At 39.6% G+C, this 23,735-nt stretch carries 24 protein-coding genes, 1 pseudogene and 2 riboswitches; of the genes and pseudogenes, 23 read left to right on the forward strand and 2 right to left on the reverse strand.

Features of this window, described 5'->3' with window-relative positions; translation table 11 throughout:
* Positions 1-249: 249 nt before the first annotated feature.
* The 9 genes from ACVHUV_RS07190 (at position 250) to ACVHUV_RS07230 (ending at position 7,773) form a co-directional block, all read left to right on the forward strand.
* Positions 250-1,110, forward strand: a complete 861-nt coding sequence (locus ACVHUV_RS07190; protein WP_462086580.1) for an ATP-binding cassette domain-containing protein — start codon at positions 250-252, stop codon at positions 1,108-1,110.
* The gene (locus ACVHUV_RS07195) at positions 1,107-1,883 is read left to right on the forward strand and encodes an ABC transporter permease (protein WP_317946003.1); all 777 of its coding nucleotides are present in this window, start codon (positions 1,107-1,109) and stop codon (positions 1,881-1,883) included. The genes ACVHUV_RS07190 and ACVHUV_RS07195 overlap by 4 nt, the downstream gene beginning before the upstream one ends.
* A 48-nt stretch (positions 1,884-1,931) precedes the next feature.
* Positions 1,932-2,060, forward strand: coding sequence for a listeriolysin S family TOMM bacteriocin (locus tag ACVHUV_RS07200; protein ID WP_147056307.1), 129 nt, complete (start codon positions 1,932-1,934; stop codon positions 2,058-2,060).
* A gap of 106 nt (positions 2,061-2,166) precedes the next feature.
* Positions 2,167-2,466 (forward strand): LlsX family protein, encoded by a 300-nt coding sequence (locus ACVHUV_RS07205; RefSeq protein WP_317946001.1) that lies wholly within the window; start codon positions 2,167-2,169, stop codon positions 2,464-2,466.
* Positions 2,463-3,329 (forward strand): SagB family peptide dehydrogenase, encoded by an 867-nt coding sequence (locus ACVHUV_RS07210; RefSeq protein WP_462086581.1) that lies wholly within the window; start codon positions 2,463-2,465, stop codon positions 3,327-3,329. The genes ACVHUV_RS07205 and ACVHUV_RS07210 overlap by 4 nt, the downstream gene beginning before the upstream one ends.
* Before the next feature lie 5 nt (positions 3,330-3,334).
* Positions 3,335-4,282, forward strand: a complete 948-nt coding sequence (locus tag ACVHUV_RS07215; RefSeq protein WP_462086582.1) for a hypothetical protein — start codon at positions 3,335-3,337, stop codon at positions 4,280-4,282.
* Positions 4,272-5,561: a YcaO-like family protein gene (locus tag ACVHUV_RS07220; RefSeq protein ID WP_462086583.1), complete on the forward strand. Its 1,290-nt coding sequence runs from the start codon at positions 4,272-4,274 to the stop codon at positions 5,559-5,561. The genes ACVHUV_RS07215 and ACVHUV_RS07220 overlap by 11 nt, the downstream gene beginning before the upstream one ends.
* Positions 5,536-6,123, forward strand: coding sequence for a CPBP family intramembrane glutamic endopeptidase (locus tag ACVHUV_RS07225; RefSeq protein ID WP_462086584.1), 588 nt, complete (start codon positions 5,536-5,538; stop codon positions 6,121-6,123). Before ACVHUV_RS07220 ends, ACVHUV_RS07225 begins: the two co-directional genes overlap by 26 nt.
* A 288-nt stretch (positions 6,124-6,411) precedes the next feature.
* Positions 6,412-7,773, forward strand: coding sequence for an MATE family efflux transporter (locus ACVHUV_RS07230; protein WP_462086585.1), 1,362 nt, complete (start codon positions 6,412-6,414; stop codon positions 7,771-7,773).
* Between the two features lie 127 nt (positions 7,774-7,900).
* On the opposite strand, the gene ACVHUV_RS07235 is transcribed toward ACVHUV_RS07230, so the two are convergent.
* Entirely contained in the window at positions 7,901-9,556 is a 1,656-nt protein-coding gene (locus ACVHUV_RS07235; RefSeq protein WP_462086586.1) for a methyl-accepting chemotaxis protein, read from the reverse strand.
* 371 nt (positions 9,557-9,927) lie between these two features.
* Here ACVHUV_RS07235 and ACVHUV_RS07240 point away from each other — a divergent pair, with 371 nt between their 5' ends.
* From ACVHUV_RS07240 to ACVHUV_RS07250, 3 genes are all read left to right on the forward strand, one after another.
* Positions 9,928-10,644, forward strand: a complete 717-nt coding sequence (locus tag ACVHUV_RS07240; protein ID WP_462086587.1) for a dihydropteridine reductase — start codon at positions 9,928-9,930, stop codon at positions 10,642-10,644.
* 235 nt (positions 10,645-10,879) lie between these two features.
* Positions 10,880-11,608, forward strand: coding sequence for a DUF421 domain-containing protein (locus ACVHUV_RS07245; RefSeq protein WP_462086588.1), 729 nt, complete (start codon positions 10,880-10,882; stop codon positions 11,606-11,608).
* Positions 11,609-11,719: 111 nt separating this feature from the next.
* Complete coding sequence (locus ACVHUV_RS07250) at positions 11,720-12,142, forward strand: DUF7878 domain-containing protein (RefSeq protein ID WP_462086589.1); 423 nt, start codon at positions 11,720-11,722, stop codon at positions 12,140-12,142.
* Between the two features lie 53 nt (positions 12,143-12,195).
* Here the strand turns inward: ACVHUV_RS07250 and dapA are convergent, their stop codons facing one another.
* Entirely contained in the window at positions 12,196-13,080 is an 885-nt protein-coding gene (gene dapA, locus ACVHUV_RS07255) for a 4-hydroxy-tetrahydrodipicolinate synthase (protein WP_371391543.1), read from the reverse strand.
* A 117-nt stretch (positions 13,081-13,197) separates the two neighbouring features.
* Positions 13,198-13,376, reverse strand: a riboswitch (Lysine riboswitch).
* A gap of 181 nt (positions 13,377-13,557) precedes the next feature.
* On the opposite strand from dapA, the gene ACVHUV_RS07260 reads away from it, so the two are divergent.
* From ACVHUV_RS07260 to ACVHUV_RS07310, 11 genes and pseudogenes are all read left to right on the forward strand, one after another.
* Positions 13,558-14,280 carry a YybI family spore inner coat protein gene (locus tag ACVHUV_RS07260; RefSeq protein ID WP_462086590.1) on the forward strand — a complete coding sequence of 241 codons (723 nt, stop codon included), beginning with the start codon at positions 13,558-13,560 and terminating at the stop codon, positions 14,278-14,280.
* 405 nt (positions 14,281-14,685) lie between these two features.
* Positions 14,686-15,899 (forward strand): annotated as a pseudogene (locus ACVHUV_RS07265) (MFS transporter).
* Positions 15,900-16,029: 130 nt separating this feature from the next.
* Positions 16,030-16,608 carry an ATP-binding protein gene (locus tag ACVHUV_RS07270; RefSeq protein ID WP_462086591.1) on the forward strand — a complete coding sequence of 193 codons (579 nt, stop codon included), beginning with the start codon at positions 16,030-16,032 and terminating at the stop codon, positions 16,606-16,608.
* Between the two features lie 143 nt (positions 16,609-16,751).
* A complete protein-coding gene (locus ACVHUV_RS07275; RefSeq protein ID WP_462086592.1) occupies positions 16,752-17,243 on the forward strand; it encodes a hypothetical protein in 492 nt (163 codons plus the stop codon).
* A gap of 191 nt (positions 17,244-17,434) precedes the next feature.
* A complete protein-coding gene (locus ACVHUV_RS07280) occupies positions 17,435-18,424 on the forward strand; it encodes a YecA family protein (protein WP_462086593.1) in 990 nt (329 codons plus the stop codon).
* Between the two features lie 54 nt (positions 18,425-18,478).
* A complete protein-coding gene (locus ACVHUV_RS07285; protein WP_462086594.1) occupies positions 18,479-18,613 on the forward strand; it encodes a hypothetical protein in 135 nt (44 codons plus the stop codon).
* Between the two features lie 230 nt (positions 18,614-18,843).
* Positions 18,844-18,949, forward strand: a riboswitch (TPP riboswitch).
* An 80-nt stretch (positions 18,950-19,029) separates the two neighbouring features.
* Positions 19,030-19,611 (forward strand): YkoF family thiamine/hydroxymethylpyrimidine-binding protein, encoded by a 582-nt coding sequence (locus ACVHUV_RS07290; protein WP_462086595.1) that lies wholly within the window; start codon positions 19,030-19,032, stop codon positions 19,609-19,611.
* Between the two features lie 2 nt (positions 19,612-19,613).
* The gene (locus ACVHUV_RS07295; protein ID WP_317945971.1) at positions 19,614-20,195 is read left to right on the forward strand and encodes an ECF transporter S component; all 582 of its coding nucleotides are present in this window, start codon (positions 19,614-19,616) and stop codon (positions 20,193-20,195) included.
* Positions 20,182-21,555 (forward strand): ABC transporter ATP-binding protein, encoded by a 1,374-nt coding sequence (locus ACVHUV_RS07300; RefSeq protein WP_462086874.1) that lies wholly within the window; start codon positions 20,182-20,184, stop codon positions 21,553-21,555. Before ACVHUV_RS07295 ends, ACVHUV_RS07300 begins: the two co-directional genes overlap by 14 nt.
* On the forward strand, positions 21,536-22,291 hold the full coding sequence (locus ACVHUV_RS07305; protein ID WP_462086596.1) for an energy-coupling factor transporter transmembrane component T family protein: 756 nt from the start codon (positions 21,536-21,538) through the stop codon (positions 22,289-22,291). Before ACVHUV_RS07300 ends, ACVHUV_RS07305 begins: the two co-directional genes overlap by 20 nt.
* A 442-nt stretch (positions 22,292-22,733) precedes the next feature.
* Positions 22,734-23,735 (forward strand): dipeptidase, encoded by a 1,002-nt coding sequence (locus ACVHUV_RS07310; protein WP_462086597.1) that lies wholly within the window; start codon positions 22,734-22,736, stop codon positions 23,733-23,735.

Consider the following 23,735-nt stretch of genomic DNA (forward strand, 5'->3'; position numbering starts at 1 on the left):
GAAGACCAATATCTGAAATTCTTTTGGGAAAATTCGCTAGGTATAAAGATTGGTAGATTGGAAATGTTATAATTTCGTAATGGATTTAATGCTTTTTACCTAATGAAAATAGTGTTGACATCGTAAATACCTTGTATCTATAATTGTGTTATAAATAATCAGAATTTAAGTTATTTTCGTTTATATTAACTTCTCTTGAGAGTTCTTCATGTATGATTCGTCAAAGTAATAAGAAAAGAGGTTTTACGAATGCCACTAATCGAATTACAACAAATATCTGTGGTGAAAAAAGACAGAACCATTTTGGATTTAAAAAACGTTGATATCTCGATTGAAAAAGGAGATAAAATCGGCATTATTGGAAGCAACGGATCAGGGAAGACGACAATGGTTCGAGTAATTCTGAACTTAATTCATTACAATGGCAACGTGCATCGGCATATTCAAACGAAAGACGTCGGTATACAAATGCAACACAATCAGTTCTCCGATTTAATGAAAGTTAAAGAGATCATTTCGCTCGTGTGTAATTGTTCTTTAGCAGATTCACGCATTCAAGAAGGGTTACAGCGATTTAATCTACAGAAGCTTGTAGATAAAAGACTCTCTTATTTGTCTGGAGGGGAAAAACAGAGACTGACGATTTTTCTAGTAATTTTCCACAATCCCGCTCTATTAATATTCGATGAAATCACATCTGGCTTAGACTTCGATAGTCGAAATTCAATTATTAAGCTCATCCAATCACTCACCTCTGAGAAAACACTCCTAATTGTATCCCATTACTTTGAAGAAATCGAAAAATTGGCAGATAAGCTATTGATCTTAGATGATGGTAAATTGCTAGCCTTCGATACAATCGAGAATTTATGTGCGACCCATCAATTTTTCTCAGCAATCAGCATCGATCGTGATGTGTCATTTGAGAATTTGTCACTCCGTTTTGTACAAACAGATACCCAGAAGATCTTTATGACAAAAAATCAGGAGGAAGAAGAAAAAGTCATGGAGAAGTTGCGACATGACAATATTCCTTTCACGTATAAACCGAAAGATATTAAGACGCTTTATACGTATATACGACAACAGACGGAGAGAGAGATCGTATGAGGTATTTACGCTATATAGGGATTGAGTTGAAGGTCATTTTGCTGCGAATCCCGATCGTATTATTTTTTAGTATACTATTTCCCCTTATGATGATGGTTATCGTAGTAGGAAGTGTTGGAAACATTGAAATCGGAGACGGTTATCATCTTTCTGATAAATACATCATGATCGCTTCAGGTATTGGGTTAATTCCTTTATGTTTGGTTTCACTTCCTGTCTCAATTACAGCTGAAAGAGAGTCAGGCGTGATGGAAAGGTACCTTCTTTTTGGCATCAATCCATTTGCAATCCTTGGTTCAAAAGTTGTCGTACACATGATGATCGCGATCATCCAGTTTGTACTCGTCTGTTTGTTTGCAAAAATTGTTTTCTCGCTCAACATACCAGGGGGCTTGGCCATCATCAGTTTCATCTCACACTATTTGCTTGCAGCCATATTTACTTTGTCGTTAGGCGTGATGTTGGGACTCCTGACCGAAAGAGTACAAATCGTACAAGTTGCTGGGTTAGCGCTTATGTTTTCCATACTTGCTCTATCAGGCGGATTCAATGAATTTAACACGTTACCGGAAGGTGTCCAAAATGCGATGAACTATTTTCCGGTGAAATATTTGATGAATGATTTTATCAATATCTGGTTTACTACTGACCTTTTTTTAGGAGAGTTTGTTCGATTGACGCTGATCTATTTAGTTGTTATAGGGATAGTGATTTATATGCTTATCCGAAAAACGTTTAAATTCCATTATAGTTTTCAATCATTAGGAAAATAGATAAGTACAAGGTTGAGAGTGAATTTAAAGGAGGTGAGGTAAGTGGATGTGAAAGTTAGCACGATTCAGTCGCATAGTTTTCTAAGCACCGAAGAACAGACGCAAGCACTGAACTACGCTGCAGGATCTTGTAGTTGTAGCTGTTCATGCTCTTGTTGCTGTAGCTCATCGTCTTAATTCTTCATCATGAGTAATTTTTGTCAGAGGGGTATCAGGGCCCTTGACCCTCTTTCTATAGAAAAGGGTCAAGGGAATTATTACATTGAAAAAAGAGGTGCAACCTATGAATATGAAACGCATTTCAATTTCTTTTGTGTTGGCCATTATTATAACGATGGTTGGTTTTTACTTTCTCATTACTTATGGTTACCAACAGGTCGATGTACAGAAACTCGAAACAGATAAATCGTTAAAAATCCTAGGTTTGGAATATTTCAGATTTGAACCAGTTGAAGGTGCTGCGGCACGAGGTGTCCCGAATAACTTTAATATGGCGCTTGTCGGAATGGGCATGGGAATTCTTCTGTTTTTCTTCTTGGAAATTTGGAGTAGTCGCCGAAGTGGGGGAGGTGCCAAGAGATGAATAAAGGATTGATGAATCTTCACAGCCTTGTTTATGAGGACAGGAATAACATTGCCAACCTATCCAATACGAAGTTATTTGCCAATATCGTAAAAGGCTATTCAGATTCGAATGCTTTTAATTACTTACTTGGCATGACCAATATAGGAATTAGTGATATCCGTTCTTTGAACTTTTATAATGAAACAGGATTAGCAGATACGATTAATGCCCATAGAAGTATGGAAGAAGTTGAAGACGATTCATCCATGATTGCATTGCCTAAGCCGAAAAACGTAAGGGGATCGCTCAGCCAGGCTTTAAAATCACGCCAAAGTACGAGAGCGTTCAGCAATTACAGAATGAATTTGGATGAATTATCTACACTGCTCACCTATTCAGTTGGGATTAGTAATCGATATTCAAAAGATGCGGAGGGGAATCGTTCCTTCCGTCGTTACCATGGGTCTGGAGGAGGAATCTATCCAATCTCCGTCTATTGTGTTGTGAATGCAATTGAAGGCTTGCGAAATGGTATCTATTTATATCGTCCTTATACCCATGCGCTAAAAAAGATCACCTATACGGGTAATCTTGAGGAACTGTATCAGAATGCCCCAATAGACACACAGAATGCTAATATGAGCTTGTTATTTTCGTACGAGCTTAACAGGAATTATTTAAAGTATGGAGAACTTGGGATGTTGTTGGCTTTTGTAGAAACAGGCATGATGGCACAAAATATTCATCTTGTTGCAAATAGTGTAGGATATAGCTCTTGCGATGTAGCAGGATTTGATAAGAAATACGCTGAAAAAACAATCGGTCTAGATGGTGTGGTTTCACATATCATCTATTCCATTATGGTTGGAAAGGAGCAGTAAAAAACATGACAAGCATCCAAACTGAAGTACGTACAGGAATTACGTACAAGAAAACGAAGGGCGTCCAACTAACGAAAAATGGTACAGAGATTATTTTGAGAAAAGGTGCTCTCCATCAGACAGAGTTGGTCATCGATAAAGAGAGTAGTTCTCCAACGTTTATCAAACTTCTTGAAGCGATATTGGATGGTGAAGAAGTAACAATTGAATCCAATCATATCCATCAAAATGATTTCAAAACGTTATACAATTATGGAATCATCCGTAACAAGATTCAATCAGGCGCAACACTCGTCATGGTTGAAGACCAACAGGTGTTTGACATGGTCAAAAATAGCGTGCCGGGCAGTAACGTTTTCAAAAGATCTGAAATCATCTCAGATGCTGATATGGATTTGCTTAGCGCTGGTACAAATTTTTTAAAGGTAGATGCTTCTATGGAAACGGCACGAGAAGTCTTTTCGTCGTATTCCTCGGTGTATTATATAGCTACTCTAAATGAACGCCGTAATGTACAAACAGTTAATAAACTGATGGTTGCTTTAGATCAGAGCTTTTTTATGGCACTATTTGATAATGAAAACTTTTTGTTGTTCGGAGTCGAACCTAAATTGACGGGCTGTTACGAGTGCCTAGAAAAGAAAATATTGTCTCGTCTTCACTATCAAGCAGAAACCCAATTTGTCTATGATGATTTTGAAGTGACCAGTGCAGAATTGCTAGTTGGTTTAGGGTTAATCATGAAAAATATCGAGCAAACAGAAGTAAATGGCATGTCTATGCTCACGGGAGCTGTCCTCTATTATTATTTCCCTAACTTTGAGTATTCCTTTGACTTTAATCGAAGAACAATCCTATGTAATACGTGCGCTGGTATTCATCAAGTAGATTTTGATGAACAGAATGTAGCTTCAGTCAATATTACGAAGGAGTTACTTGCAAATGAAAGTTAAATTGACTGATCAACATATTGATGATCGTATGCGCCATTTTGACGGAAAAATTGCCGGACTATGGAAATCTCCAGATAAGTTTTATCGACTACGTTCATTTCCATTGCCGGATTTTCATTTTATCACTTCTAATTATCCAAGCTTCGAAAAATTTGTATACGACCAAGATATCCATTTTACCTATCACTTGAGCGGTTATGGCAAGTTATATAATGAAACAAGAATGTCGTTTTTAGGGGAATCAGCCGAAAGGTTTGCTTATGCTTCACAATTTAGAGGGCTTCAGCATTTAGTTGTAAAGAGAGATTATGAAACGCTTCAAAAAGAAGTGGATACTGGGGATCTCATATGTCCACTTGAATATGTGAACTTGCTCTATGACGATCAAGATTGTCGTTATATACAGCCTACAGATGAGCTATCATGGGTAAAAATGAACGCTCTAAACGAACCAGGCAAGTTTGTGTATATCCCCATGCAATTAATGGTATCAGGCACTCACTTTTTAAAGAAAGATGAAAAGATTGCAGCTCCGAATGCAGTCTCGACAGGAACTGCCTCTCATGAGACATTTGAACAAAGCCTTGAAGCTGCAATTATTGAAATCTATCAATTGGACTCCTACAATTTGTATTGGTTTGGGGGATTGCGGTGTGAAGATATTACAGATGATTGGAGAGGGCTAATCGATAAGATACTTGGCGATTCATCTTTTTATGATTATTTTGATGTCACGATCATTGATATAACACTGGACAAACCTATTCCGATTGTCATGTGTGAAATAACATCTAATTGTCCCTATATGCCTCGGTATACAGTTGGAATCCAAGGGTCCTATTCGCTAGAACGTGCAGTATATCGATCATTGATGGAGACGCTTGCCATCGTTGAATATAATATGAATGCGAGTTGGACGCATGCAGAGACATTCCACTCGGTTTTGAATCAAACAGTTTTTGATAACCTTGATGACAATGTTCTTTTTTATGCTCGAAAGGGAAAGCCGGAAAATCTAGCCTTCCGAGAAAGTACATTACCAGCAAGCCAAAGGAGCGAAAATCTTAAAGACTTAGTAAAGAGCGTTCCATCCTTCAGTCAATATGCAGCATTTTTAAACATTACACCTTCTGACTTCTTAGGGTCTCAACAAGTAATTACCCGAGTTGTTATACCAGAATTACTTCCTTTGTGTACACCGAGTTTTCCACAAAAATATCATCCAAGATACAATGGCATCGGAGGCATTTTAAATGATCTGGTCCATCCTCTTCCATAGAATTGTTACCATTCTCATCTTTTTTCCAGGCATTTTTTATTTACTGTTTGATAAAACAAACATTGCACGAAAAGGGACAACCGACAAATTTGTATATGCGTTACTAAGTTCGATTTTTCTTAGTTTTTTATTTGTCCGGGATCTAAGTATTCTTCTATTTTTATTTTTGTGTATCGCGATTCCATCAGTGCAAGCAATCCTTGAACTGAAAAGCGCGAAGCACTTTTTCAAAGCCTGTAAAGAGAAGAAGTTCCTTTTGCAAACGCTGATCCTTATTCCGATATTAGAAGAGTATATTTTTCGTTTTGTGATGTATGAGTTGCTTACAGCTCACGAAATTCCGACCCTATTTTATATAACCTTTTCGTCTTTGGCATTCACATTTATTCATTACTTTCAGCTTAAAGCAAAAAGTTATTACAAATTAGTATTAGGAATTATGTTGGCAATCGTCTATGTATACACAGCGAATCTTTTTGTTGTTATTCTCATGCATGTACTCTTTAATGTACTCGTTTATTTGTTGAAATACACCAATCATTACAGAGGCTATCAGACGTAATCAGGATGCTCTGTATGAATGCAATACCATTATTCGCAGGCATTGTCAGTATTCCTATTAACCTTCACTACAATTGAAGCGTCATCAAGACTGTAGTGGAAATTTGGAATGTGGACAAGCCTGTTTTAAAGTGTATTTTTTTAAAAACGCAGTACTTCTCATATGGAATATACATAGCGGGGGAGTTAGATACATCTTTTATTCAGCATAAAGGTATTTGACTATTCCCTTATGAATGAAATTCACGTAGACTTATCTCCATATGCTTATGGAAAAGAAGGGTAATCAATGAAAAACGAAACGAATAAATATCAAGACCAATCTTTGTTTAGTATTACGTGGCCGCTTTTTATTGAGATATCTCTCCATATGAGCGTTGGGATTATCGCGACATTAATCCTAAGTGGTTATTCAGATAAGGCTGTTGCGGGTGTTGGGGTTGCCAATCAGATTGTTAACATCTTTATTCTTATTTTCAACGTAACTGTAATAGGAGCAATGATATTAATTGGGCAAAAGTTAGGTGGAAACCAATTAGACCGAGCTCGTCAGCTTGCACGTTCAGCAGTTGGAATAAACTTTTGGATTGGACTAACGATGACTGCAGTTGTTGTATTGTTTGGTGGGGTATTTTTAAAGTTTTACGGACTGAGTGGAGAGATATATGATTTTGCTCTCACGTTTCTAACCATCACAGGTTTTTCACTCATTCTTGAAGCAATTTCTCTTGCGTTAAGTGCAATATTACGTAGCTATGGTCATACAAAAGAAGCGATGTACATGACGGTAATTATGAATGTAATCAGTGCTACAGGATACTTCATTGCAATAAAAGGATTGTTTGGCCTTCCTGTCACAGGAGTAGTCGGTGTTTCGTATTCGATTATTGTTGCGAGGGTATTTCTAATTCTTGCACTTTTATACTTTGTCTATAAAATATTACATTTAAAGTTCTCGATAAAAGATTTTGTATCTCTTCAAAAATCCGATATGAAGGAAATCTTTCACATTGGGCTCCCTTCAGCTGGAGAAAATCTTTCTTACCAGCTTTCACAAATCGTAATTACGAGTTTCGTTGCAATGATTGGGGATGAAGCATTAGCAGCCCGAGTGTATATCCTTAATATCTCAATGCTTTGCTTCCTATTTACAATGGCGATTGCTCAAGGGACGCAACTATTGATTGCACGTTATATTGGGGCTAAGGATTATGATCGAACGTTGAAGCGTGGCATTAAGACGTTGAAAATTTCGATGGCTGTTTCATTGGCTGTATCGCTAGCGATAGCTCTTACTGGGGAACCAGTGCTGGCTGTATTTACATCAGAACCTAGTATTATTGCAATCGGACTTCCGGTATTATGGGCCATTGTATTTATTGAACCAGGTCGTGCGATGAACATTGTTTTAATGGGGTCTCTTAAATCTGTTGGCGATGTTCGTTTCCCGGTTATTATTGGAGTGATTTGCATGTGGGGCGTTGCAGTTGTATTCAGCTACCTATTTGGAATCGTCTTTGGGCTCGGGTTGCTTGGAATTTGGATTGCGCAAGGATTAGATGAATGGATTCGTGGAACCTTTGCATTAAGAAGATGGTTATCTAAGCCTTGGATGAAGAAAAAAGTAGAGAAGCAAGCAATAGCAAGTTAACGAGTACTTGATTTTGGGATAAATAATTTCGATCTGTTTCCTACTCAATGGCTGTCGTAGTCAAAGTTCATAATGAAGACCAGGCAATCCCAAATAGGAAAGCCTGGTCTTTTATCGTTTGCTTGAATTACAATTTAAACTGTCCAACCATTCGATTAAGTTCTTCTGCCAATTCGGCAAGGTGTTCTGAACTTCCTGCAACTTCTTCCATTGAACTGCTTGCTTGTTGGGAAGAGGCGGTTACTTGTTCTACACCTGCTGCTGATTCTTCGGATAGCGCAGCGATTTCTTCAATTGATTCGTTCATGTCCTGACAACTTACAGCCGTTTTTGCTAAGTTGGTTGAAACGACTTTAATGTTGTCGACCATTTCTATGAGTGCTTCGCTAATTTCGTTAAATGTTTTGCCAGTTGCTTCGATTTCAGTTGTGCCGTGTTCGACTTCTTTGTATCCAATCGTTAACGATTCGGCAACTGAGCTTGATTCGGTTTGAATATCCGTTACAATCTCTGTTATATCGCTGACGGATAGGGCTACTTGTTCGGCAAGCTTTCTTACCTCGTCTGCTACGACGGCAAACCCTTTGCCGTGTTCTCCAGCTCTAGCTGCTTCAATCGCTGCGTTAAGTGCTAAAAGGTTCGTTTGATCTGCAACATCTTTAATAACGGTGACGAGTTGTGAAATTCGTTTTGATTGATTGTCTAAGTCTTGTACTTTTGTGACGGCTTCTTTTACGATATGGTTGATTTTTACCATTTGCTCCGTAGAAGCATTCATGAGCTGACTTCCATTCGTCGTTAGCTGCAATACTTTTTCTGAGTTTGTTTGGATTTTTTCGCCGCTGTCGTTTGCTTCATCGACCATTTCAGTAAGTGATCCCATATTTCCCGCTAAATCACTTGCATTGTTCGCTTGAGTCTCAGAACCCGTTGCAAGTTCAACCATTGTAATTGCAACTTGTTCGGTGCCTGCTTTTACTTCGCCTGCAACTTGTGTTAACTCTTCACTTTGACTCGAAACTGCCTCAGACACTGTATTCATTTTTCGAATCATATCACGCATGCTGTCGTTCATATCGTTTGTAGCATCCACTAATTGACCAACTTCGTCTCGTGAATGGATGAGTAATCTTTCGTTGCTCAAATCACCTTCCGCTATCGATTTCATTCGTAGCATGACCAAACGTATCGGCTTTGCAATCGTGTTTGCTGTAAATAGGCCGATAATGATGCTAAGAACGATCGACAAAATGACGATGACCGTCGTGATCACGATGGTTGTTTTACCGCTTGAAATAATGGATTGCCCTTGTTGATTAATGCTCGCTTCTCCGTTTTGAGCTAATTCTAAATAGCTTGTTTGGAGCTCTTGTGCAATGATTAGCATTTGCCCCATATTTTCTTTTGCAGATTCTTTGTTTCCTCGTTTGTATTCCTCAAAAATATTTTGGGAGATGAAGTCTGCCCAATCATCTGTTTTGGTTGCTAAAGCAGAGAATTCTTCTGTATGGTTCAGCTCTTGTACAACCGCTGCATATTCCTTGCCGTTTTCGTTGTATTGATTGAATCGGTCAATGAACTTTTCTTCTCCGTCTATGAAGAAGGCTCTCGTTGCAGAAACTCTATCGGAAACGGAAGCTACTAATCGCTCATTAGCGATGAGCAACTGCACTTCCTTATCAATGATGTCTTGTGTTCGCTTATTGACGGTGTTGGCGGATAAAAGGCTATACACGCCTAAACCTAGGACGAGTACAACAACGATTGAAAATCCGAATAACACTTTGGCTTTAATACTTTTGAAACCTAGTCGTTTTTCATTTCCATAATCTTCTGTCTGCTACTATTTTCTAACAAATAAAATCATTATTAGTTCTAAAGTTCTGTAACGATTCACCTAACTAATATCGGTATCGTTTAGGACATGTTAAGTAATTTGTATATTTTATTTTGAAATGTTTTCTCATTTTCTTGCTAGATAGGTTTAGCAACAAAATGAGGTCGGATCAAAAGCAAAAATGATAGCGAAAGGTACATCAAAATATAGAAGGTGCACAATATTATTTAGAATTTTAGAGAACTTAATTGAGAATAGTTTTCAATTGATGTATAGTAAGTAGTGAGAATTGCTATCAATGAAAAGGGGAATCGATTATGCAAATTTATTGGACGAAAATAAATAAAATTATTGATGAAACACCTGAGGTGAAAACTTTTTTATTAGACTGCCCACAAGATTTCACATGGGAAGAAGGGGCTCATACCCATTTTGCGTTGAAAGGATTTAATGCAGAAGAAAAGCCAAACCGTAGTTTGATTCGACATATGTCGATATCGACTTTGCCTCATGAGCAGTCAATCGGCATTACAACGAGAATTCGTGAAAAGTGTTCGGAGTTTAAAACGATATTAAAGACAATCAACGTTGGGGATGAAGTGGCGATTTTTAAAACGAGCTCGAATGTACCGCTAAAGAGGGAAGGGAAAAAGGTATACTTATTGTCATCGGGTGTCGGTCTAGCAACATTTAGACCACTCGTGCTCGACTATTTTAAGCGTGCGGATGATGTAAGTGGCGTGCACTCTTTAAATATAGATTCCTCAACAGACTATTTGTTTACCGATATTTTCACATCGGCTGCTGACAAAGAATTCACTGCAATGTTTGTGAATAATCGTAAAGACTACTATGAAGAAGTGAAAAAACTAGCAGCAGACAAAGAAGGGATTTTCTATGTCGTCGGTAGCGATGAGTTCCTTTTACAAAATATTGAGTTGTTGCGTCATGAAGGCATCCCAGATGAGCAAATGATGTTGGACAAACATGAGTGGCAACTGACGGAGTTCTTTTCTTTAGTGCAGACAAATTAAGAAGCGTGAATGCTTCTATACACACGTAAAAAATTAAGTAGTACTTTACATTGAAATTAATAGACCGATGCACGATCCCCTCGTTAACGAGCTCGAGGGGCTATTTATGTTGAAGAAATTACTTGAAATTATGTATAGAAATCAGAGTGAAATCCTTTTAGTATAAATACAAAATACAAAGGCAAGCATGAACGAAGAGACTTTCTAGCCACATGTCGATAAATGAGGTGTTTTGGTGGAACATGCTTTTCAAATCGTGAAAATCTTAGGGAGGATTGTAACGATCCTGCCACTCGCATTGTTTGCTACGATCTATATGGGAAAACGTTCAATCGGTGAATTACCGGTATTTGATTTTTTAGTCATTCTAACGTTAGGAGCCGTTGTCGGAGCTGATATTGCTGATCCAAAGATTAATCATATTTATACGGCTGTCGCAATTGTTGCCATTGCATTGCTACAGAAGTTTACCGCTAAAGTGAAGATGAAACATCGTAGGATTGGCCGTATGTTGACATTTGAACCGACAATTGTCATCTACCAAGGGCAGTTTTTAGTGGAGAAAATGAAAAAAATACAGTTTCCAATTGATACAATCTTACAAATGCTAAGGGAGCAGCAAGTGTACAATGTGAAGGACGTGGAGCTAGCCATCATAGAGGCAAATGGGAGTTTGTCTGTGAAGTTAGTAGCAGAGAAAGAATCTGTACGAGTCGAACACGTTCATCCAAACACATACACAAGCAAGGGAATTGACGTACCAGTTATCATTGAAGGGAAGATTTACACGGAAGTTTTGTTAGCAAGAAACTTAAATGATGCATGGCTCTATAAAGAATTAGAGCAAAAAGAAATTCATGACGTAAATGGTGTATTTTATGCAGCTGTTAACAACTTGAACGAACTACATGTCAGTATGATAAAAACAGAGGAACCAAAAAACCTTCCACCTATTCTGCATTAATAGGGGAAGGTTTTTTGCGTACAACTTTCCTCGATTTTGAACGATACGTACCATTCGGTGATGGCATGCTAAAATACAAGCATATATATTGCTTGGAGAGGGGTTGGAGATTTGACTAGCTTGCAAATACACTCTCAGGTTGATACGACAGTTGAGATTGAGCAGAAATTGATTCGCCAAAGGAATGGGAAGTTGTTAGTGGATATTCAAGGAAAGTTGGAAATCCTGGTGAACGGCAAGTGTTTCTTTTTAGAACCAGCACTTGCATTGCTTGAATTTGGAGTGGCATTGTCAAAATGGGACAGGATGAACGATTTTTACTATTACACGATGGAACATGACGAAAGAGAAGGTCCGATTATTGCATTCCTTCATGATGATAGAGGGTGGCGATTGGACTCGATATGGAGAGAATTTGATTGTGAAGAGCGACTGCCGGACTACACAATTACAGAGGCTATCGATCATTTCTTAGCGAATGTAGATGGTGCATTCATGCGCTATTACGGCATAAATACACGCGATTTTATCTAAACAAAAGCCTGTGCGGGGAGTGTTACACATTTCCTGCACAGGCTTTTTACATGTTAGGAAGCTACAACTTCATGAATTGTTAAGACTTGTTGCAAAGTACGTAGCTGTTCATTTGTCAATGGAACCATTGGTAAACGCACGCCGCCTACAGGAACCCCGTTTATGTTCAATGCGGCTTTTACAGCAGTTGGATTTGGAGCTGAGAATAAGGCTTTCATGATTGGTAATAATTTGCGGTGTTCTCTTGCGGCAACATCGGTGTTGCCACATTTAAAGTTTTTAATCATCGTTTGCATTTCATTGCCAACAATATGAGAAGCAACAGAAACGACACCTGCTCCACCAATCGATAGGATGGGAATCGTCAATCCATCGTCACCACTATAAAGAGCAAAGTTCTTTGGAGTGCGTTCAATAATTTCAACCATTGCATCTAGATTGCCGCTTGCTTCTTTAATGGCAACGATATTCGGTATTTTTGCCAGACGAACGATCGTATCAACAGACATGTTGACGACGCTGCGGCCAGGGATATTGTAAAGCATTACGGGTAAAGATGTCGCTGCAGCAATTGCTTTAAAGTGTTGATAAAGTCCTTCTTGGCAAGGGTTATTGTAGTAAGGCGTGACGAGCATGACGGCATCTACACCTACATCCTCTGCAAGCAAAGTCAGTTCTATTGACTCTTTTGTGTTGAACGAACCTGTTCCCGCAATCACCGGTACTCTGCCATTTACAACGTCCACTGTAAACTTGAATAACAGCACTTTTTCTTTCTCTGATAATGTCGGGGATTCTCCTGTCGTTCCTGAAACGACTAATGCCTCTGTCCCATTTGCTAGCAGATGGTTAATTAAGTTCCTTGTCGCTGGGAAATCAATCTCTCCGTGTTCATTAAAAGGTGTCACCATAGCAGTTACAATTTGTCCGAAATTCATCTTTCTCCACATCCTATCATTTTTTAATAAAAAAGAGGGAGAAGGGCAGTTGTAAATGAACGCAAAAAGCAACAACGAGGGCTCGTTGTTGCAGTGAAATAATAAATTATTTCTTTTGCATAAGATAGCCCTCCATATAGTTTCCTATATGACAATTCTGTGTTTGTTCAACCCAGAACCAGCTTCGAGACTTATGAGCATCTCTCCACTTCGGCAAATTCCCCTTTCCACAATTTTCGTCGGATCTCATATTCCTCGAATTGTGTACTGATGGTCTTTGCGCCTCTATCCTTACTTCAAAACTTTCGAAATAAGTAAATTTTTAATTACTCCTACCATACCTCTTCTTAAAACAGAATGCAAGTGAAATATGTGAAAATTATTTTATTACGCAAGAATAAAAGATGTTAAACGGTAACAATTCCAACATTCGTCCATAACATAGTTACTAAAAGTATGCATGAAAAGGGGAGTATGATGAATTATCAAGTTAATTCACCAAAGCATCATCCAATGGTAGTGGCGTTCGCTCAAGGGGATGTGAATGGGGATCGTGTAATGGACCAAGTGTATTTGACGGGTACGAAAACGCCGGACAGTCCCTTTACACAAAATATTGTATTGCACATTCGAGACGGAAGAACAGGAATAATCGGCTCTATCCCATTACCGGAAAATACAGGTTACAATCCGACACTTTTCTTAGGTGATTTTACGGGAAATGGTGTGGATGAAATTCTGATCAGCATCGCAACCGGTGGGAGTGGCGGAATTATGAATGCTTACATTGTCTCTTATATTGGAAATCAAGCAAGGTTTATCTTTGACTCAAGTGTGTATAACAACCGGTACACATACAGCGTAAATTATTTGGATCAGTATAAAGTGGAACTCATTAGTGATGCAAATAACGAGAAATATTTAATCGACCTTTCTCTCAGGGATAAATCATATTTGAACGAAATTTATGCTGCAAACGGCAAATTAAAGCAACCAATTACTGGATTTGTAAATCCCTTAAGTGGCATATATCCTGTAGACTTCGATTTGAATGGTGTAGACGATCTCCTGATTTATCAAAAGATTGCCGGACGGTATAATGCAGATTCTTTAGGGTATTTCTTAAATACTTTAGTTTGGAAAAACAATCGTTTTGTTTTACAAAATCAGTATGTCGCTATATATGGCACGGAAATGTAATCGTTCGCTTTAATCCAATTAACATGGAAAAAGTAGTTAGGTGAAAATAGATTTACCTGACTTTCGAAATTACTAGAACTTTTATGCTACTCCAACTTTGGTTTTCCGTAAATTTCTTGTAGAAAAGCACGAATTGCTTTGTTACAATAAGAAAAAAATAATTGCTCTTTAATTCGGTCCAGAGAGGCTGATAAGGCTGCTGATATAGTTGAGTTCGCGTAACTCGGTTTTTTCATGCCCTTTTGTCCTCTGTGAGACGATAGGGTTTTTATTTTTGCTTTTTTTGTAAGTCCTCTTTTAATACAAGTCCTGTGAGGCTTAAAAGGAGAATGGAATCACATAAATTAGATCCATTCCTTTGGAAGTGAAAGAGTGTAAGCCATAAGAAAACTGGAGGAATGGTACATGGATTATCGTAAAAAGACCGTTGTCGCGTCTGTCGCAGGTTTAACATTGGAAGGAATGGATATTATGTTCATCTCTTTTGCCATGACAATGATTATTTCAGAGTTTAACATTGACCTGGCTACAGGGGGGATGATTTCATCCATTACAAATATCGGGATGTTAATCGGCGGAATTGTTTTTGGGATTTTAGCAGATAAATACGGACGTGTAAAAGTATTTACGTATACAGTGATATTATTTGCAATCGGTACGGCGTTAACAGGTTTGGCAACAAGTATTGAGCAAGTTTATTTGTTCAGATTCATAGCAGGGATCGGTGCAGGTGGGGAATATGGAATCGGTATGGCGCTTGTCGCTGAAGCGTGGCCGAAGAACAAACAAGGACGAGCTTCTTCTTATGTAAGTGTCGGCGCACAATACGGTGTCATTTTAGCCGCGTTGCTAAGTGCGATCATTCTTCCAACGCTAGGTTGGAGAGCATTATTTTTCGTCGGCATTTTACCAGTCATTTTTGCCTTCATTGTACGTAAGAATTTAGATGAATCACCTGAGTGGCTAGCAGCACAGAAAGTTAAAAAAGCAAACAAAGTTGTAGAAAAAGGAAAACTGGTCCAATTATTCGAAACACCTCGTGTGACATTCACGACGATTGCGTTAATGATTATGGCGACTGTTCAAATTGCAGGATACAACGGGTTGATGATTTGGCTGCCGTCTATGTTGCAACAATCACAAGGATTATCTGTTTCTAGCTCTGCGCTTTGGACAATTAGTACGGCAGCTGGGATGATCATTGGAATGCTGACATTTGGTCGATTCTTGGACCGCTTTGGTACGAAACGTGCTTTTGGTGCCTTTCTGATTGCATCGGCATGTGCAGTGTTTTTATACGCCTATGCAACGGGAAGTGCTGGGGTATTAATTGGGGGAGCAATTGTTGGTTTCTTCTCCAACGGGATGTTTGCAGGCTATGGTGCGCTAATCGGCAATCTGTACCCTGTTCAAATTAGAAGTACAGCGACGAATACGATTTTCAATTTTGGTCGGCAGTCGGTGGATTCTCACCCATCCTCGTCGGTTATCTTCTACAAAATTATGATATGAAAGTTGCAATGCTGTACTTGGCAGCATTGTATACACTCTCCTTCATTGTCATGCTGACATTGAAAAAGAGTGAATCTCAACATGTAACAGAAGCAGTATACAACTAACGAATTGCCATCCGATGACGTCTTGTAAATCGGATGGCTTTTTTTGATAGGTAAGTCTTTTCATGTGGTACTCTGTAAGTGAACATTCATGTGCTTACATGCGTTTTTGCTCAAAAAAGGGGGACTTGTTTTGAAAAGACTCGTCATATTGACTGTGGGAAAAACACATAGTGGAAAAACGACTTTTGCGCAAATGCTTGAGAAGGCTCTTGATCATTCGATTGTCATTGACCAAGATAACCATGCCGCATTCATCAATACGTATTACAAAACACTTCAACCGACAACGGGACCGAATACATTGAAGCATGCCATTTCTCAGCTCATGGTAGAGTATGCGAAAGAACATAGTGATTGTCATTTAATTATTTGTAATGCCAACCGTAATCGAAAGGGCCGTGAAGATTTATTGGAAAATGTGTTTCCACGTAGTGCGTTTTTGCAAATCATTGTCCATTTTGACTTGCCGGATGCAGTGCTTGAATCACGTGTCGCGAGGAGCACACGTAATAAAAATATCTTCAGAAGTGCTTCGACTTTTGAAGAAGTGCTCAAAAGACAACAAACGGATTCAAGTCTTAAAGACATAAGCGATCCAGATGAACGGGAAGCGGATCACTTGTTTGTCATTCGGGATTGTGCTCAAGTCGATGAGGTTATTGAACAAATCGTCCGGTTAGCTATAAGTACTAATCAACCAAATGGATAACTGTCCAACTTGACAATGGAAGAGGAGTGTAGAATTTCTTTGCATATACCTGTTTGTCCCTTCTCGTGTTAAGAGAACAATATGCCCACGTGAAGCATAGACTATTTAGGCAAAGGCGGAGTCAATGGAGGGAGGATATCTCAATGAATTTCATGTCATTTAGTGGGACAGTAACAATGATCAATGATTTTTTTATCATGCAAAATGATCCTAATGTAGGGTGCTATAAGTTATTCACGGTGGAAAATGGAAATGGGGCGATTGTAAATTTTGTCGTGGAACCGTCTACGTACTTCGTGGATCATGTAACTGTAAAAGTAGGGGATGCTGTAACGGGTTTTTATGATGCCGATGTACCTGTACCGCTCATTTATCCACCGCAATATCGAGCGGTCGTGATGGCAAAGAACCGCTCAAATGAGTTTGTGAAAGTGGACTTCTTCAATCGTCAATTAGTGAGCAGTGACGGTAGTTTGCAGTTGAACATTTCGCCACAAACGAAAGTGCTTTTGGAAAACGATCAAACATTTACAGGTAGCCCAGTCAATCGATACTTAATCGTCACGTATTCAGCGACGACAAGAAGCATTCCTGCACAGACGACCCCTCGTCAAGTAATTGTCATGTGTGAATGAATAGTTAACGAACTGTGTAGACAAAAGCAATTTGGGCTTTGTCTACATTTTCATTATTAAATCGGAAAACTATGAAGATGTAATCATATGATTTTTATATGGAAATTTGAGAAAACAACGATAGTTTATCCTGCAATCATCTAATGATATTATAGAAAAGGAAAACAAATTTTTTAAGGAAGTGTGTTTGTATGGTAGGCCGTAATGATAAGTGCCCATGTGGTAGTGGAAAGAAATATAAGAAGTGTTGCGAATCGAAGGAAGCAGTTTCGGTTGCGGAAGTTACTTCAGAAGAACTTGAGCGGGTTTTACAATCGTTTTATGATGAGTACCCGGAGCGTAAAGATATCCGAGAGTATTTGAATTTGGCGAACGAATGGAAACAAAATTTACAACAAAACTTTTCTGAAGAGATGATTGAAGCAATTGTACTGGATGAATTCTTCTTCCATCACCGTGAAGATATATGGCAAGGCTATTTAGAGAAGCAAAAGAAGAAACTTATTCGCCCAGCCGTCTTAAAGGTTATCGACCAATGGACAAGTCCACAAGCTATTATTGGTGAGGTATTGGGAGTTGACGAAGAGTACTTGACGGTAAAAATAACTTTAACAGATGAAGTGATTCAATTGAGAAGAGAGGTTGACAAACCGGTACCTGTCGGTGTGCATTTGTATTGCTTTATTTTACCGGACGGTACAGAGAATGAAAATCATTTCTTAGCGGTATCGAGCCTCATCTTCTTCCCGACAGATCACCAACAAGTGTTTACGGAATTCATCAAGCTATTTGAAAAGACAGATGGCCAAACGACTGAGCAATTTATGAAAGAACAAGGGATGTCGTTTTGGAAGATGCTTGCAAATGATAACTACGATGGCAGTGAATTCACCAACTTCGAAGCAGGTGTTTTACAGTCCATCATGGCATTTTTGGATAAGCATGAACAGGAATCAGACAAGCTGTTAGAGATTGTTGAAGACTTCCTCGTGGAACAACAACCGAATGCACGGAAAGAAGTTGCCATTGCTGCTGGTGCGATTCGTTTCGGACAAGAAAAAGGTCTTTTTGATTCGATTCAGATGACCGTAAAAGAGATCGCTGAATCGTTTGAAGTATCCCCTTCATCCATGAATAAGTATTATAAAGATCTGCTTGCGTATGAGGAACAGAAAGTCTGAGTTGAATAACGAGGGGAAGTGAAGTGAATCTAGCAAGCAAAGGGGTTTTGATTGGTGAGTAAGAATAACAAAAAGAAGTATTCGGATGACCAGTTGTTTGGGCAAGACGAGTATTTCTATTTTATCGCAGGCTACACAGAGTCCGGTTTTGCATATGGAAGAGGCAATTGCAGATGGTCGCGTAGATGAAAATAGAAAACCGAAAAAAAAGAAATTGTTGTGGATGAATTGTATCCATTTTGAATGAGAAATGTATATCTAGCTATGACAACGGTAAGGAAACTGTTTTATCAATATTTTATCTCCCACCAAAGTACGAGTTTGCAAGAATACATTTACAAATTCGCAAACTTCCACTATACTGGGCTCAACATAAAAAAGTGATGAATGACAATCCATTCCATCTAACTACATACCGTTTTCTACACTAGGGGTGCCCACTATGGCTGTGATGCGAGCAACTGCTCCGATTCCTTATTACCCGATCAAGATAATACTTGCGTGGGGAAGTGTAGTGACTTTCCGCGTTTTTTTACGATTGGACAAGTGGCTACATCTTCCGGGATGTAGTTTTTTTATGTAAAAAAATCGAGGAGGTTTTACAAATGAAGTGTGGCGTCAGTCCAATTATCGGATTCCGTTTCTCGTTGTATCCGATGGCGGCGAATTTTGTGGAAGTTATTAAGGGAGCACTTGAACAGACAGATACTTCAAACGTTTGGATGCATACCGATGATGTATCGACAGTGATCAGAGGGAAGCAGGTTCATGTATTCAATGTTGCGAAAGCGATTTGTTTACATGCAGCGAAAACGGGTGAACATGTTGCCATGTCAGGTACTTTTTCCGCTGGGTGTCCAGGAGATACAGCAGGCGACGCCTATTTGGATAAAGGGGATGAGGTGGCAAACACCGATGCTACGAAACAATACGTGTCATCCCAATTCGCGCTGTATCCGATGAATAACCCGGATTACATGGATGTCATTTATCGAGAGGTGGATCGTGCGAAGGAGCGTGGTGTGTTCAATGAATCCATGCACTATGCAAGCGGAATCCACGGAGATATTCATGATGTGTTTGCTTTTTATGAGGAATCCTTTACGCATGCGCGTTCTGAACAGCATAAGCATTTAGTGATGACGGTGTCGATGAGTATAAATAGCCCTTCACATGGAGGTCGATGAATATGTTGAAATCTTGGAAGTTAAAAGAAGTCGTTCTCATGTCTCTATTTTCTGTTGTGTTTGGCATTGTCTATTTACTGTTTTTACATGTCGGAAATATATGGGCTGGTTTTATTGGCCCAATTGCATATGAGTGGATTTTTGGTATTTGGTTCATTGTATCGATTATTTGTATGTACATTATTCGAAAACCCGGGGCTGCGGTCGTGTCAGAAACAATTGCTGCTGCGATAGAAGTATTGCTAGGGAATGCGGTTGGACCGAGATTGATTTTGGCAGGTTTGATTCAAGGATTAGGAGCAGAAGCGGCATTTGCAGCAACAGGTTATAAGCGATTTAACGTGTGGGTGCTCATGCTGGCAGGAATTGGCGCAGCTGTTTTCAGTTTTGTCTATGGGTATTTACTCGGAGGATTTGCTGTTTTCAGTACGGGCTATGTTGTGTTGATGTTGGCTATCCGGATTGTGAGTGGTGCAATGATTGCAGGTGTTGGCGGTAAAATGGTCGTTGATGGTTTATTGGCAACAGGATCCCTTAGAGGATATGCGATAACGAGATCCGTTAAAGGTGATGCCCGTGCCTGAAGTGATCGAGTTTGAAGATGTCTGTTTTCGTTATCCTGATGAAGAGAAATGGATCTTAGATAAGGTTTCATTATCTATAAAGCTTGGTGAAAAGGTAGTCATCACTGGACCGAGTGGAAGTGGGAAGACGACATTACTGTACGTATGCAATCGGTTGTATCCTGATAACTGTGATGGCATTATGACGGGTTCGGTGAAGTTGTTTGGTAGGGAAAGTAGTTCATATGCCCAAGGAGAAGTGAATCATCGTGTAGCAACTGTTTTTCAAGATCCAGATGCACAGTTTTGTATGTTGACGGTAGAGGAAGAGCTTGCCTTCACATTGGAGAATCTCGATGTTGACCTTAGTGTAATGGCTGAGAAGATAGATGCTGTGTTAACGATGACAGGATTAATTGAGTTTCGGCATGCTGTCATTCAGCAATTGTCTGGGGGAGAAAAGCAGCGGATTGCTACAGCTTGCGCATTGATTATGGAGCCGGATGTATTATTACTGGACGAGCCGATTTCCCATTTGGATCCGTATACGGCTAGAAAGTTTATTGCTTGGTTGGATGAATTGCAAAACCAAAAAGGATTTACAGTTGTGGCAATTGAGCACCGGCTGGATCTATGGGGGACGTTTTTTGATCGCGCGATTGAATTGCAAAGCATGGATCAAGTACCTCGACTGGAAAAGCGAAAAAGTAGTAGGCAAGTGGAACAATCTTTGCTCGTACAAGATGTGTCTACCCCTTATTTGAAGAAGACTTCATTTCATTTACAAAAAGGGGAAGTGGCAGTGCTTGCAGGTCCGAACGGAAGTGGTAAATCCACTTTACTTAAAGCGCTCTGTCAACTTATCCCTGCAAAAGGATCGGTTGTTCCAGAACAATTAGGGTATGTTCCGCAGTCTCCGGAATTTCTATTTGTTACGAAAAGTGTAGAGGATGAGGTGGCATTCGGCGGAGGAGCTGATGTGCAGGATATGTTGGAACGCCTGCATTTGAAGCCGGTAGCTGAAGCCCATCCGTTTGCTGTTAGCCATGGGCAAAAACGAAGAGTTGCGATTGCGGCTATGCTGTGTGACGGACGGGAAGTGATCTTGATGGATGAACCGACATCTGGGCAAGATGCCGCTGCCTTATTCGAACTTTTTCAGTTGATTGATGAACGGGTTCGTAACGGGGCAACGTTTGTAATTGTGACGCATGATATGGAGTTTGCTTATGCGATTGCAGACTCCGTGCTGCTTATGGATCAAGGGGAATTGACAGGGAAATTTGAAGCGGACAGAGTTTGGTCTAATGAAGGATTGTTACTAGCACATCATTTGTTGCAGCCGAAAGGGTGTGTAGACAATGAAGTCAGCTATGCATGAAATGAATCCTTCGGTGAAATGTATCCTCGTGACCGTTTGCATGTTTACGCTAGCATTCTTTTTCGATCCATGGACGCCGTTTTTCGTATGGGTTGGCGTGTTGCTTATACAAGTTCTGTTCAGTCGCATCGAGTGGAAGCGGTGGCTGTTGTTCATGATTCCCTTCTTCATCATGGCATTTGGGTATTTTTGGACGACGATCGTATTTGCAGAAGATCGTTCAGGGGCGGTTGTATGGACATTGTGGAATTATCCAGTTACGGAAGTACAGCTACATCACGCTTTGTCATTGAGTTTTCGTGTATTAGCTTTTTCGGGTCTGTCCTTGCTGTTTGCATTGACGACAAAACCTGTTTCATTCATTTTAAGTTTAATGCAGCAAATGAAGCTTTCACCCAAGATTGCTTATAGCATTTTAGTCGGTTATCAATTTTTACCTGTATTGAAAGAGGAGTTTGTTCAGATTCAACAAGCGCATCGATTACGAGGGGCCAGCAAGGAAAATAATGTTGTTATGCGTTTGTGGAACATGCGGAAAATACTCCTTCCAATGCTTGCAGGAGCTGTTCGTAAATCGGAACGAGCGGCTTTTGCGATGGAAGCTAAAGGATTTACGGGTGAAAAGAGAAAGCATTTCTACTATGTTGTAGGTGTTGGTAAAGTAGATGGACTGATGGGGCTGCTTTTTGTTATTTTGTTGGTTGCTAGTTGTACGAGTTCGATTTGGATTGGATGATTGGGGGCGGGGTATGCGGCGTTTTCGGGGAATATGCGGCGTTTGGCGCGAGTATGCGGCGAAACCTGGGATAATGCTGAGTTCTGGGAGGTTATGAGCTGTTTTCAGGAGTTATGCGGCGTTTTGACTGAATATGCGGTGTTTGGTAAGAGTATGCGGCGAAACCTGGGATAATGCTGAGTTCTGGGCGGTTATGAGCCGTTTTCAGGAGTTATGCGGCGTTTTGACTGAATATGCGGTGAATGATCGAGTTATGCTGGAATCCTCTGAGAAATAGTTTATATAACAGATTCTAAAATACTACAACCAATACTCAAACCTTCACTATGCTTCTAAAATAGTGAAGGTTTTTTCTTGAAGTGAAAAGTAAGGACTTGTTTCAATATAAAGAATAAATTATAATATATTAAAATGTAAATCTAGTAAGAGGAGGTGAATAAATTTGAAAGTATTTGATTTGCATTCAGATTTATTTACAGATATAGCATTCCGCCGAAGTAAAGGAGAGCGAAATGTATTTGATCGAATTCATTATCCGAAATTGAAAAAGGGTTTAGTTGACGCGGTTGTTTGTGTCTTTTGGATAGAGCCGGCGTTTCGTGACAATCCGTATGGGCGATTATGCATGTTGCGGGAGAGCGTGTTAGATGATTTACGGACGGCACAGCATGTAAATCTTTGTACGACAACGAAGGATTTCGTTGATGCGCAAAAGGTTGGAAAAATAAATGTTCTTCTCGGTTTGGAAGGGCTGACGTTTATGGAGCATTGGGGGGAGGCATCCATTCAGGGAAATGTTGAAAGCGCTTTCCATGAATTGCATGAGGGAGGTGTTCGCCATGCGATTTATGCGTGGAACGAAAATAACTTTCTTGCAAGTGGTACAGGAGCTTATAATGAAAGAATACATACTGGCCTTACGCAATATGGGCGACAAGCGACAAAGCTTGCGAATGATTATCGTTGGCTTCTAGATGCTTCTCATCTCGATGAACCTTCGTTTTGGAATTTGTATGAGGCGAGTGAGCGGCCGATCATTTCTTCCCATAGTAATGCAAGAGCACTTTGCGACCATGAACGTAATCTTACGGATGAGCAGATAAAAGCGATTGCTTCTAAAGGCGGTATTATTGGGCTCAATGCGCATTATGCGTTTATCGACAAAGTGAATCCTACGGTTGATACATTTATCGATCACGCTGTTTATATGGCGGATTTAGTAGGACCCGAGCATGTTGCATTCGGGTTTGATTTTCTAGACTTTTTAGATGGTCATCAGCTTGGTTCGGATGTCGAAGAAGGGACAACAGTTGGGTTGGAATGTGTTGAGAAGGTGCCTGAACTACTTATGAAAATGGAGCAGCGTGGGTTTTCGAGTAAGGAAGTGGAACGCATCAGTTATACAAATGCGTTTGGTTTTATTAGTAAACAATTGAAGGGTTAA

It is taken from the genome of Sporosarcina saromensis (assembly GCF_054901285.1).

Coding starts and splice junctions, on each gene's coding strand:
- ACVHUV_RS07275 (WP_462086592.1), top strand. CDS start 16,752: ATGAATTTCATGTCATTTAGTGGGACAGTAACAATGATCAATGATTTT.
- ACVHUV_RS07215 (WP_462086582.1), top strand. CDS start 3,335: ATGACAAGCATCCAAACTGAAGTACGTACAGGAATTACGTACAAGAAA.
- ACVHUV_RS07190 (WP_462086580.1), top strand. CDS start 250: ATGCCACTAATCGAATTACAACAAATATCTGTGGTGAAAAAAGACAGA.
- ACVHUV_RS07230 (WP_462086585.1), top strand. CDS start 6,412: ATGAAAAACGAAACGAATAAATATCAAGACCAATCTTTGTTTAGTATT.
- ACVHUV_RS07210 (WP_462086581.1), top strand. CDS start 2,463: ATGAATAAAGGATTGATGAATCTTCACAGCCTTGTTTATGAGGACAGG.
- ACVHUV_RS07295 (WP_317945971.1), top strand. CDS start 19,614: ATGTTGAAATCTTGGAAGTTAAAAGAAGTCGTTCTCATGTCTCTATTT.
- ACVHUV_RS07260 (WP_462086590.1), top strand. CDS start 13,558: ATGAATTATCAAGTTAATTCACCAAAGCATCATCCAATGGTAGTGGCG.
- ACVHUV_RS07290 (WP_462086595.1), top strand. CDS start 19,030: ATGAAGTGTGGCGTCAGTCCAATTATCGGATTCCGTTTCTCGTTGTAT.
- ACVHUV_RS07195 (WP_317946003.1), top strand. CDS start 1,107: ATGAGGTATTTACGCTATATAGGGATTGAGTTGAAGGTCATTTTGCTG.
- ACVHUV_RS07205 (WP_317946001.1), top strand. CDS start 2,167: ATGAATATGAAACGCATTTCAATTTCTTTTGTGTTGGCCATTATTATA.
- ACVHUV_RS07300 (WP_462086874.1), top strand. CDS start 20,182: ATGCCCGTGCCTGAAGTGATCGAGTTTGAAGATGTCTGTTTTCGTTAT.
- ACVHUV_RS07305 (WP_462086596.1), top strand. CDS start 21,536: ATGAAGTCAGCTATGCATGAAATGAATCCTTCGGTGAAATGTATCCTC.
- ACVHUV_RS07280 (WP_462086593.1), top strand. CDS start 17,435: ATGGTAGGCCGTAATGATAAGTGCCCATGTGGTAGTGGAAAGAAATAT.
- ACVHUV_RS07220 (WP_462086583.1), top strand. CDS start 4,272: ATGAAAGTTAAATTGACTGATCAACATATTGATGATCGTATGCGCCAT.
- dapA (WP_371391543.1), bottom strand. CDS start 13,080: ATGAATTTCGGACAAATTGTAACTGCTATGGTGACACCTTTTAATGAA.
- ACVHUV_RS07225 (WP_462086584.1), top strand. CDS start 5,536: ATGATCTGGTCCATCCTCTTCCATAGAATTGTTACCATTCTCATCTTT.
- ACVHUV_RS07240 (WP_462086587.1), top strand. CDS start 9,928: ATGCAAATTTATTGGACGAAAATAAATAAAATTATTGATGAAACACCT.